Annotated in this window: 6 protein-coding genes and 1 pseudogene; 3 read left to right on the forward strand and 4 right to left on the reverse strand. The window is 65.4% G+C overall.

The window, feature by feature from the left end:
* Positions 1-165: 165 nt before the first annotated feature.
* The gene (locus tag BMY71_RS08000) at positions 166-2,157 is read left to right on the forward strand and encodes a carbohydrate porin (RefSeq protein ID WP_430715321.1); all 1,992 of its coding nucleotides are present in this window, start codon (positions 166-168) and stop codon (positions 2,155-2,157) included.
* Between the two features lie 78 nt (positions 2,158-2,235).
* On the opposite strand, the gene BMY71_RS08005 is transcribed toward BMY71_RS08000, so the two are convergent.
* Positions 2,236-3,408 (reverse strand): M20 aminoacylase family protein, encoded by a 1,173-nt coding sequence (locus BMY71_RS08005; RefSeq protein ID WP_092682931.1) that lies wholly within the window; start codon positions 3,406-3,408, stop codon positions 2,236-2,238.
* Positions 3,409-3,562: 154 nt separating this feature from the next.
* Between BMY71_RS08005 and BMY71_RS08010 the strand changes: the two genes are divergently transcribed.
* Positions 3,563-5,182: a GMC family oxidoreductase gene (locus BMY71_RS08010; protein ID WP_092683157.1), complete on the forward strand. Its 1,620-nt coding sequence runs from the start codon at positions 3,563-3,565 to the stop codon at positions 5,180-5,182.
* Positions 5,183-5,374: 192 nt separating this feature from the next.
* On the opposite strand, the gene BMY71_RS08015 is transcribed toward BMY71_RS08010, so the two are convergent.
* The 3 genes from BMY71_RS08015 to hpnN all read right to left on the reverse strand — a co-directional run bounded on the left by BMY71_RS08015 (position 5,375) and on the right by hpnN (position 10,774).
* Positions 5,375-6,217 (reverse strand): universal stress protein, encoded by an 843-nt coding sequence (locus BMY71_RS08015; RefSeq protein WP_041805418.1) that lies wholly within the window; start codon positions 6,215-6,217, stop codon positions 5,375-5,377.
* Positions 6,218-6,371: 154 nt separating this feature from the next.
* Positions 6,372-7,763: an aminobacteriohopanetriol synthase HpnO gene (hpnO, locus tag BMY71_RS08020; protein ID WP_092682933.1), complete on the reverse strand. Its 1,392-nt coding sequence runs from the start codon at positions 7,761-7,763 to the stop codon at positions 6,372-6,374.
* A 404-nt stretch (positions 7,764-8,167) separates the two neighbouring features.
* Entirely contained in the window at positions 8,168-10,774 is a 2,607-nt protein-coding gene (hpnN, locus tag BMY71_RS08025) for a hopanoid transporter HpnN (RefSeq protein ID WP_092682935.1), read from the reverse strand.
* 300 nt (positions 10,775-11,074) lie between these two features.
* On the opposite strand from hpnN, the pseudogene ispH reads away from it, so the two are divergent.
* Positions 11,075-12,020 (forward strand): annotated as a pseudogene (ispH, locus tag BMY71_RS08030) (4-hydroxy-3-methylbut-2-enyl diphosphate reductase).
* Positions 12,021-12,032 lie beyond the last annotated feature (12 nt).

Consider the following 12,032-nt stretch of genomic DNA (forward strand, 5'->3'; position numbering starts at 1 on the left):
CCGGCCTTTCCCTCGGCTTCGAACCGGCCACGATTTGTGGTTTTGTCGCTACGTTGTGGGGAAATCCTGCCCTGACCGCTCGCTGCGGCCGCTAACGGTCCGACATTGTGTTACGGGACCGCCAATTCGAGTGCTGGAGTGATTGGTCGCGTGCGAAAGACAGTCATCATCGGAATCCTGGCCGGCGTCGTGACGACGCCGGCAGCGGGTGGCGGGATTGTCGTGAAGGCGCCCGCCGCCGGCGGTCCGGCCGTGTTCGATTGGAACGGATTCTACATCGGCGGCCATTTCAGCTACGTCGCCGGCCGTTCCGATTGGACGGCTCAGCCGGCCGGCGTCAGTGGCACGATCGACCTGTTCGATGCGTTCGATGCGTTCAAGGGCACCGGTAGCTACACGCTCGGTCTGCAAGCCGGCTACAATGTGCTGCTGCCGTCGCGCTGGCTGCTCGGCCTCGAAGCCGATCTGACCTCACCGAACCGGATCGGAGGCAACGCCAGCATCAGCCCGCCGACAGGCACGATCGGAGGACACGACCACCAGACCCAGCTGGCCGGAACGGTGCGCGGCCGGCTCGGCTACGCGCTGGACGGCTGGCTGCCCTACGCCACCGCCGGCTTCGCCTGGAGCTATGACCGGCTGCGATGGCCGTCCGAGGCGGCGGCGACCGAGGAAACCGCGCTGCTGTGGCGGCTCGGATGGGCCGCCGGAGCGGGCGTGGAGCTGCCGTTGTCGCCGGCCTGGACGGCGCGCGTGGAATATCTTGCGACCGGCTTTGGACGCGACACCGCCCGCTTCCCGATCGCCGGTCATCAAATCGAATCCGACGCGCTGATCCACGCCGTCCGGCTCGGCCTGAACTATCGGCTGGGCGAGGACCTCGCCAAGTCCGACGTGTTCACCAAGGGCATCGACGCGCTGGAGCTCGACCGCTTCGCCGTCCACGGCCAGGCCACGCTGACCTGGCAATATGCGCCGCCGTTCCGTTCGCCCTATCGCGGGCAGAACAGCCTCTTGCCGAACCAGGCGCGGGAAACCTTCGACATGACGTTCTATGTCGGCACGAAATTGTGGGACGGCGCGGAATTCTGGGTCAATCCGGAAATCGACCAGGGCTTCGGACTGAGCGGCACCTTCGGCGTGGCGGCGTTTCCGAGCGCAGAATCCTACAAGGTCGGCTCCGACTATCCCTATGCGCGGCTGCCGCGCTATTTCGTCCGCCAGACCCTCGACCTCGGCGGCGCGACCGAGACGATCCAGGGCGGCCCCAACCAGTTTGCCGGCAAACAGTCCTCCGAGCGGGTGGTGATCACCGCCGGCAAGTTTTCGGTCGGCGACATTTTCGACGTCAACCGCTACGCCCACGATCCCCGCGTCGACTTCCTCAATTGGGGCCTGGCCGACGCTACCACCTTCGACTATGCCGCCGACGCTTGGGCTTTCACGTATGGCACCGCGGTCGAGTGGTACACCGGTCCATGGACGGTGCGCGGCGGCGTGTTCGATCTGCCGGTGACGCCGAACAACACCGACCTCGATCCGAGCTTCGGCCAGTTCCAGATGGTCGGCGAGCTCGAACACCGGCACCAGTTCTGGGGTCTTTCCGGCAAGCTGCTCGTCACCGGCTTTCTCAACCGTGCCCGGCTCGGTCGGTTCGACGAGGCGGTGCGGCGGGGGCAAGCGACCGGGACGACGCCCGAGATCGCCGACGTGCGGCGCTACACCAGCAAGACCGGCGTGTCGGCCAGCCTGGAGCAGCAACTCACGCCCGACATCGGGCTGTTCGCCCGCGCCGGCCTCAGCAGCCCGAACCTCGAAACCAACGCCTTCACCGATTCCGACCGGGCGCTGTCCGCCGGCCTGTCGGTGTCCGGGCGGATGTGGGGACGTGCGGACGACACCCTCGGACTCGGCGGCCTGATCAACCACATCTCGGCGGCGCGGATCGCCTATCTCGACGCCGGCGGCCTGACCGCGATCATCGGTGACGGCCGGCTGCCCAATTCCGGCAATGAGCGGGTGATCGAGGCCTATTACAGCCTTCCGGTGCTGTCCTGGCGGCTCACCGCGGACTATCAATTCATCGCCAACCCGGCGTTCAACCGCGACCGCGGTCCGGTTCACGCCATCGCCACCCGGCTGCGAACGCAGTTTTGAGTGCCGCGCCAGCGTTCGGGGCGGTCGCCGCCGCCCGCCGGCCCGGCTTTCGCCCGGCGTAGCGCCGGGCGCCGCGGATCACGCCGCGAGCTGGGTCTCGACCAGCTTGATCCAGTACGAGGTGCCGTAGACGATGGCGTCGTCGTTGAAATTGTAGGCGGGGTGATGCAGCCCTGCGCTGTCGCCATTGCCGAGGAAGATGAAGGCGCCGGGCCGCGCCTCCAGCATGTAGGCAAAATCCTCCGCGCCCATCAGCGGCGGCATCGACGTCACATTGGCGTCGCCGGCGATGTCGCGGGCGATCCGTTGCGCCACCTTGGTCTGCTCGGCGTGGTTCACCACCACCGGGTAGCCGCGCTCATACACGATGTCGATTTTGGCGCCGGTCATCTGCGCGACGCCGGCCGCAACCTCGTGGATGCGCTTCTCGACCAGATCGCGGGCCTCGGGCGTCAGCGTCCGGATCGTGCCCTTCAGCTCCGCCACCTGCGGGATGACGTTACGGGCGTTGCCGGCGTGAAATTCGCAGATCGAGATCACCGCGGAATCCAGCGGATCGACGGTGCGCGACACGATCGACTGCAGCGCGGCGACGAGCTGCGCGCCGACCAGCACCGAATCGATACACATATGCGGCCGCGCGGCATGGCCGCCGACGCCCTCGATCCGGATGTCGACCGCGTCGGTCGAGGCCATGATCGGGCCCGGGCTGATCGCGAAGGCGCCGACCGGAATGCCGGGGCCGTTGTGCATGCCATAGACCTGCTCGATGCCGAAGCGGTCCATCAGGCCGTCTTCGATCATCGCGGCAGCGCCTGCGCCACCCTCCTCGGCCGGCTGGAAGATCACCACGGCGTCGCCGGCGAAGTTACGGGTCTCGGCGAGATAGCGCGCGGCGCCCAGCAGCATCGCGGTATGGCCGTCATGGCCGCAGGCGTGCATCTTGCCGGGCGTCTTGGAGGCATAGGGCAGATTGGTCGCCTCCTCGATCGGCAGCGCGTCCATGTCGGCGCGCAGCCCGATCACCTTGATGTCGCCGCCATTGGCCGGTTTGCGGCCGCGGATCACGCCGACCACGCCGGTCCGGCCGAGCCCGGTGACGACCTCGTCGCAGCCGAATTCGCGCAGCCGCTCGGCGACGAAGTCCGCGGTGCGGTCGACATCGTACATCAGCTCGGGGTGCTGATGGATATCGTGGCGCCAGGCCATGATGTCGGGTTGCAGGTCGGCGACGCGGTTGATCACGGGCATGAGGCTGACGGGGCTCCGAACGGCGGTTTCGTACTCAGATACGGCAGGCTAGCCGGCCTGCCGCTTCACAGCAACTGTACAGAGCCCCTTTGCGGGGCTAAGCGTCTGGACAATCACGAAGTCGTGGCGAGCCGGGCGTAGAACGGGACGGATGATGACGGCGCAGGTCGAGGGTGAATTCGACTACATCGTGGTCGGCGCAGGCACCGCCGGCTGCATCGTCGCCAACCGGCTGTCGGCCAACCCGAACTGCCGGGTGCTGCTGCTCGAAGCCGGCGGCCGCGACAACTGGATCTGGTTTCACATTCCGGTCGGCTATCTGTTCGCGATCGGCAATCCGCGCTCGGACTGGATGTTCAAGACCGAGCCGGAGCCCGGCCTCAATGGTCGGTCATTGGCCTATCCGCGCGGCAAGGTGATCGGCGGCTCCTCGGCGATCAACGCGATGATCTCGATGCGCGGCCAGGCCGCCGACTATGATCACTGGCGCCAGCTCGGCATGAGCGGCTGGGGCTGGGACGACGTCCGGCAGGTGTTCCGGCGGCTGGAGGATCATTTCCTCGGCGACAGCGAGCATCATGGCGCCGGCGGCGGCTGGCGGATCGAGGCGGCGCGGCTGTCCTGGCCGATCCTCGACGCGGTCGCCAACGCCGCCGGCGAGATGGGCATCCCGCGCAGCGCCGATTTCAACACCGGCGACAATGAGGGCGTCGGCTATTTCCATGTCAACCAGAAGCGCGGCCGGCGCTGGTCGTCGGCGCGCGGCTTCCTCAAGCCGGCGCTGCACCGGCGAAACCTCCGGGTCGAGACCGACGTCCTGACCGACCGCGTGCTCGTCGAGAACGGCCGCGTGGCCGGCGTGCGCTTCCTGCATAACGGTGTCACCGTCGAGGCCCGCGCGCGGCGCGAGGTGGTGCTGTGCGCCGGCTCGATCGGTTCGATCCAGGTGCTGCAGCGCTCCGGTATCGGCCCGGCGGAATGGCTGACGCCGCTCGGCATCGCGCCGGTGCTCGACCGTCCCGGCATCGGCCGCAATCTGCAGGACCATCTGCAACAGCGCGCGATCTACCGGGTCACCGGCGGCCGCACGCTGAACGAGATCTATCACTCGCTGCCGCGGCGCGCCTGGATGGGCCTCGACTACGCGCTGCGTCGGCGCGGCCCGCTGACGATGGCGCCGTCGCAGCTCGGCATCTTTACCCGCTCCGATCCGCATCAGGAGCGCGCCAACATCCAGTTCCACGTCCAGCCGCTGTCGCTCGACAAATTCGGCGACCCGCTCCACCGCTTCCCGGCGATCACCGTCAGCGCCTGCAATTTGCGTCCGACATCGCGCGGCGAGATCAGGATCAAGTCCACCGCGCTCGACGCAGCGCCCTCGATCGCGCCGCATTATCTCGAAACCGACGAGGACCGCCGCGTCGCCGCGGATGCGATCCGCACCACGCGCCGGCTGATGCGGCAACAGGCGCTGGCGCAGTTTCAGCCGGAGGAGTATCTGCCCGGCCGCGCCGTCGGCGACGACGACGCGTCGCTGGCGAAAGCCGCGGGCGACATCGGCACCACGATCTTCCACCCCGTCGGCACCGCGAAGATGGGGCTCGAAAGCGATCCGATGGCCGTGGTCGACGAACGGCTGCGGCTGCACGGCCTTCAAGGCCTGCGCGTCGTCGACGCCTCGGTGATGCCGACGATCACGTCAGGCAACACCAACACCCCGACCGCGATGATCGCCGAAAAAGGCGCGCAGATGATCGTGGAAGACGGCAAGTAAGCGCTGCAGTACGCCTACGCTTCAACAAGCACGACGCCACCTCGAGCACGCCGCCGCCTCAATTACCACGTCATCCTGAGGCGCGAGCGCAGCGAGCCTCGAAGGATGGCCGCTTGCACTTGTCTCCGCATCCTTCGAGGCGCGTAAAAGCGCGCAACCTCAGGATCACGGCGTTGGGCTACTCTCTTGATATCAATGCGCGATCAGCGTCGGGACGGTGACCGTGCTCAACAATGACTGCGTCACGCCGCCGAACAGCAGTTCGCGGCGGCGGGAGTGGCCATAGGCGCCGAGCACGATCAGGTCCGACTGATCTTCGGCGGCGAAGCGGCGGATCGTGTCCGCGACCGACGTCCCCTTGGATTGCAATTGTTCGACGCGCACCGCGACGCCGTGGCGGCTCAGAAGATGCGCGATATCCGCGCCGGGCTCATGACCATGCAGCGGGTTCTTTTCGGCGTCGACGACGACGACCGCCACCGAGTCCGCCGCCTTCAGGATCGGCAGCGAATCGGTGATCGCGCGCCGCGCTTCGCGACTCGCGTTCCAGGCCAACAGCACGTTGTTCGCGATCGGTCCGTCGGACCAGCCTTGCGGAACGATAAGAAGCGGAACGCCGGCCGAGAGCAGCATCTGCTCCGGCAACCAAGTCGACGGCAACCCTCCCGGCGCGGGATGGCCCACCACGACCAGATCCGTATGTAGACAATGCAGTCGCGCGAGATTGCCGATGTCGTCGTCGCGAAGCACGCGAAATTCGAATGAAGAGTTTTCCCGTCCGGCCAATGCCTCGAAGCGTTGCGTCGCGTCCTGCAGCGCCTTGCGCTCAGCGAGGCCGTGGCGTTCCAACATCTCCCGGATCGCGCCGCCGCCCTGGATGAAGCCATCGGAGCGATCGTTACGCCACGCGTTCTTCAGGACGAAAGCGCCGATCAGATGCGCGTCGTGCCGCAGCGCCAGCCGCGCGGCATAGCGAATGCGCGCCTCGCAGGCATCCGTCGACTCGACGAAGACGACCAATGATTTGAGTGACATTCCGCTCGCCATTGTTTGAGGGCGGTCGCCGTAGCGCGAGGGCGGTCGCCGGACGACGTTGGACCCAGCCTCGGCCGATCAGGCCGCAAGGTCTTGCTGCAAATCAAACTCATCCGCAACGCGAGCGCGGCGCGCTGATGCGCCCGACGTCAGATCACGCCGACTTGCGCACCGCGTTGTCGACCAGTGTCTTGCCGAGCGACCAGATCGCGCCGGGGACCTTGTGGCTGGCGGCGATGGTCTCGTCGAAGCCGCGCTCGATCCAGGCGCAGTCGTCCTCGGTGATGGTCAGCGGCGGCAGCAGCTTGATGGTGTGCAGACCGTGGCCGGCGACCTGGGTGAGGATCTTGTGATCCTTGAACAGCGGCACCGTGATGAGCTGACAGAACAGGCCCTTGTTGGCAGTCTCCAGCATGGTCCAGGACGCCTTCAGGCGCATCGATTTCGGCGGACCGAATTCGACGCCGATCATCAGCCCCTTGCCGCGGACTTCCTTCAACAGCTCGTAGCCCGGCACCATCCGGGTCAGCGCCAGCCGCAGCTCTGCGCCGCGCTTGGCGGCGGCCTCGATCAGCTTCTCGTGCTTCAGCACGTCGAGCGTGGCGATGCCGGCGGCCATCGCCAGATCGTTCTTGGCGAAGGTCGAGCCGTGCACCACGGCGCGATCCATCCGGTTGAAAATCTTGTCGAAGATCGACTTGCGCGTCAGCACCGCGCCGACCGGCACATGGCCGCCGCTCAAAGCCTTCGACAACAACACCATGTCGGGCTCGACGTTCCAGTGCTCGACCGCGAGGAAACGGCCGGTGCGGCCCATGCCGGTCTGGATCTCGTCGGCGACGAACAACGTGCCGTAGCGCTTGCACAACGCGGCTGCGCCCGGCAGGAACTCGTCGGTGGGCATGTTGACGCCCTTGCCCTGGATCGGCTCGACGATGAAGGCGGCGACCTCGCGGGTCGACAGCGCCTTCTCCAGCGCTTCGAGATCGTTGAACGGGATGGTGGTGACGCCCGGCAGCAGTTGCCCGAAGCCGCTCTGGAAATTCGGGTCGTCGGTCAGCGACAGCGCGCCGTAGGTCAGCCCGTGATAGCTGTGGTCGCAATTGATGATGCCGTCGCGCCCGGTCGCGCCGCGGGCAAATTTGATCGCGGCCTCGACGCATTCGGCGCCCGAATTGGCGAAGAACACCTTGTCGAGATACGGCACGTGATCGAGCAGCCGCTCGGCCAGCACGCCGGCCAGCGTCGAGACGTCGAGCTGCACGAGGTTCGGCAGCTCGCTGTCGAGCACGCTCTTCAACGCATCGCGTAGCACCGGATGGTTGCGACCGAGTGCGAATACGCCGAATCCGCTGAGCAGATCGAGGTATCGTGCGCCGTCGCGATCGAACAGATATTGCCCGCTACCCTTCTGGAACCCGACGTCATAGCCAATCGTCTTCAGGACGCGCACGAGCTGCTCGTTGAGATGGCGCGTATGCATCGCACTGCGCTGCGACTGGCGATCGGCGAAGACCTCGGAGGCGTCTACATTCGGGTAAGGCATGATCCACTTACGTCGGTTGTTGGGTGCGTCGTCAACTCAAAACGCAGCTTGCGGCGCTTTGCCCCGCTCGCACTGGTGAAGACCGAGATGTCGGCTGAAAACACATAGCAAAGCCGGGATGAATGACAGCACAACGCCCGCCGTCAGCGGTATAGTCCTTTCCGCCATCGCAGCGCCAGCGTTGCTTCAACAGGCTGAAAACAGCCCCTGATCGCAACGCCGATCAGACGTTTTTCCTCTGAAGCGGCCCCGCCACGAAACCGGGCCGCCATCTCTCACGCACCTAGCCATGAAGCGGCCGGGCCAACCGACCCGCGTCGCCCCTAGAGCTTTTCCGGTTCTGATCGAATCAGAACCGGAGCTCTCACTTTTTGTTCTGACGCGTCCACTTCGCCCAAAACGCTCTAATGATCGGTATCGCCGGTTTCGTCGATGTGGCGCGGCTTGCCCATCAGCGCCGGCTGGAACAGCAGCACCGCGGCCAGCGTGGTGAGCAGCGACAGCGCCAGCAGCTTGCCCATGCTCGCGGTCCCCGGGTGGCTCGACAGCCACAGGCTGCCGAACGCGGTCGCCGTGGTCAGCGCGCTGAAGAAGATCGCCCGCGTCAGCGCCGATTGCAGCAGATTGGTCCGCCCCGACCGCCATGCGGTGACGTAGTAGATCTTGAACGCAACGCCGACGCCGAGCAGCAGCGGCAGCGCGACGATGTTGGCGAAGTTGAGCGGCAGGCCGATCAGCACGCAGATTTCGAGCGTCACCGCGCCGGCCACCAGCAGCGGAACCAGCGTCAGCAGGACGTCGGTGATCCGCCGCAGCGTGATCCACAGCAGCAGCGAGATCGATAGCAGCGCCCACAGGCCCGCCTGAATGAACGACGCCACGATGGTATCGCCGGACTTCAGGATCGACACCGGCCCGCCGATCGCATTCGGCTCGGCCTGAAGCACCGCAGCGGCGAATTTGCGCAGCGTGTCGTTGTCGTTCGGATCGCCCTTCGGCAGCGCCTCGACGCGGAGCTGACCATCCTTGGTCTTCCACGACGACACGATGTCCTCGGGCAGATTGGCCAGCGTCACCTGTTGGGCCTGCAACATGCTGCGAAGCTGGTCGAAGGCGAGCTTCAGCGGCCTGACGAACACATCCTGCGCCTTGTCACGCGTGGCCTGATCGGCGCCGGCGAGCGAACTCAGGGCCACGGCCAGGCGACGCGCGGCGTCGGGACCCGGGCCGCTGGCTTCGCCGGCGACCTTGCGCAGGGCCTCGGCCGAGCCGTTCAGCGCCTCGGCGTTCTCCTGATCGGTCGGCGGGGCGTCGATCTGATCGGGGTTGAGCGCCGGCTGAAGCACCTTGGCGCCGGCCTGGATCAGCTTCAGCTTCGCCGGCTGGTCGCCGGGCACGAAAGTGTCGAGCGACAATGTCCGCGAGACCTCCGGCAGCTTCGAGAGCCTGGCCTCGACCTCCTTGGCCGCTTGCTCCGAGGGCGCCATCACGTTGACGGCGTTGGCGCCCGTGTTCGGGTCCCGGCGCAGGTCGAGGAAGGTGGCGATCGACTCGACCTTCGGATTGCGCAGATTGATCGGGTTGAAGTCGAAATGCATGAAGTAGAGCAGCGGCAGGCCGGCCAGCGCGACGCCGATCGTGCCGGCGATGATGCCGATGCGGTGATCTTCCAAAAAGCGGTCGAGCGGCGCCAGGAAGGCGTAGCCCAGCGGCTCCTTTTCGCCGGCCGGGTTGAGCAGCTTGATCAGCGCCGGCAGCACCGTGATGCTCGACAGGAACGCCACCACCATGCCGGCGCCGGCGATCTCGCCAAGCTCGGAAATACCCCGGTAGGAGGTCGGCAGGAACGACAGGAAGCCGGCGGCGGTGGACATCGCCGCCAGCGACAGCGGCACCGCGGAGTACTCCGCGGCTTGCACCAGCGCCTTGTCGAGATCGTTGGTCTTGAAGCGCTCGGACCGGTACCGGACGCTGTACTGGATGCCGAAATCCACGCCGAGGCCGACGAACAAAACGGCGAAGGCAATCGACAGCAGGTTGAGCGAATCGACCAGCAGCAATCCGACGGCGGTCGTGATCGCAAGGCCGACGAACAGGTTCGCGGCGACCGCGAAGATGATCTTGGACGAGTGCAGCGCCATCCACAGGATGAACAGCACCACCACGACGGTGCCGATGCCGTTGACAATGGCGCCCTCCTTGACCGTGGAGAACTCCTCGTTGGCGATCGCCACCGGGCCGGTTAACCGCACCCGGGCGCCGAATTGCTGCTCGAGCTTGAGGTCGACCGCAGCCGCCCGAATCGCGTCGGTGGCCGCCCTGCCCGGCTCGAGCTCCTTGAAGTCGAGAATCGGCTTGATCTCGATGAAGGCCCGCTTGTCTCCGTCGGTCAGCGGCTCGGGGCTGGTCAGCCCGCGCCAGGAGAAGAACGCATTGCGCTTGGCAAGGACGTCCTCGACAGTCTGGCTGATGGTGTTGAACGGCGCAGCGGCGCCGTCGAGCGTGACCTGGCCGCGCTTCACCCCGGCCAACCCGGTCTCCAGAGCGCCGGTCAGGCCGCGAATGCTGGGGTCGCCGGCCATGATTTCGATCAGGGGAACTGCCGACTGGAACTGGCTGGTCACCTTGGCGAGTTCTTCGGTGGGCAGGAACAACAGCCCGTGCTTGTCGAAGAACGGTCCGCCGCCGAGCCGTTTGACCGAGTCGAAGTTATTGCTATTGCTGGATAATTTCTCGGTCAACGCAGCCGCGGCGGCATTCGCGAATTCCGGCGTCGGGGCCTCGACCACCGCCAGGATCAATCTTTCCTGATCAAACGCCTTTTCGAACGCAATATCGCGTTTACGCCAATCGAGATCAGACGAGATCAAATGACTGATATCGGTATTGATCGCGAAGTGTTTGAAAGTATAGAAGCCGCTGGCGATCGCGAGAATTACGCCGATCAGCACAGTAATAGACGCAAAGCGGGTGCTGGCTTTGACAACGGAAACGACGGCACTTTTCAGCACTTTTGCTCTTTCTATTGCTATTGGCTTGCCTAGAATGCGTCGGCTCCGCCGGGTACCGTGTCGGTCGAACTGGTTTCTACTTTCCAGCGACCAAAGACTGCGAAATAACCCATGAAGCCCGCGGGGTGTCTTGGCCGGAAGTAATCTCACCAGGCTGGATTGCCAAGGGCGTTTTGCAAGTCGCCCATGGGAACCCTGCGCCTAAGGCCCTTGCGGGTGCTCTCATACCAGCTAGATGATGGGTACGGGAATTGCCGATAATGTCGCCAGGAGACGGAACAATCATGAGCGTGGTGCCCCTTGTCTGACGTTCGCCCCCTCGAAGTGTTTCTTGCCCAGCCTCGTGGTTTTTGTGCCGGCGTCGTCCGCGCGATCGAGATCGTCGAGCGTGCGCTGGAGAAATATGGCCCCCCCGGTCTATGTGCGGCACGAGATCGTGCACAACAAATACGTCGTCGAGAGCCTTAAAGCGAAAGGCGCAATCTTCGTCGAGGATCTGTCCGAGGTGCCGCCGAAAGCAGTGACCGTGTTCAGCGCCCACGGCGTCGCCCGCAGCGTCGAGGAAGAAGCCGCGGCGCGCGGCCTTCCGGTGTTGAACGCCACCTGTCCCCTGGTGACCAAGGTGCACAATCAGGGCAAGCGCTATACGTCCAAGGGCCGCACCCTGATCCTGATCGGCCATGCCGGCCATCCCGAGGTCGAAGGCACGATGGGGCAGGTTCCCGGACCGGTGCTGCTGGTGCAGAACCTCGAGGACGTCGCGGCGCTGACGCTGCCGGCCGACACTCAGGTCGCCTACATTACCCAGACCACCCTCAGCGTCGACGACACCAAGGACATCATCGCCGCGCTTTCAAAGCGATTCTCAGACATCCAGGGTCCGGATACGCGCGATATCTGCTATGCGACGCAGAATAGGCAATCTGCGGTCCGCACCATGAGCAAGCTGGTCGATCTGATCCTGGTGGTGGGAGCCAACAACAGTTCCAATTCCAACCGGCTGCGGGAGATCGGCACCGAAGCCGGGATTCCGAGTTATCTTATTGCCGACGGCAGCGAGCTCAACCCGGATTGGCTCGTCGGCAAGAAGGCGGTGGGCATCACCGCCGGCGCGTCCGCCCCGGAAGTGCTGGTGGACGACGTGATCGAGGCGCTGCGCCGGATCGTTCCGGTCAGCGTGTCGGTGCTGCCGGGCCGCGAAGAAAACATCGAGTTCGTTCTGCCTGCGGAGCTGGCAACGGCCTGATCCGCATATTGA

The sequence above is a fragment of the Rhodopseudomonas pseudopalustris genome (genome assembly GCF_900110435.1).
Classification (GTDB): domain Bacteria; phylum Pseudomonadota; class Alphaproteobacteria; order Rhizobiales; family Xanthobacteraceae; genus Rhodopseudomonas; species Rhodopseudomonas pseudopalustris.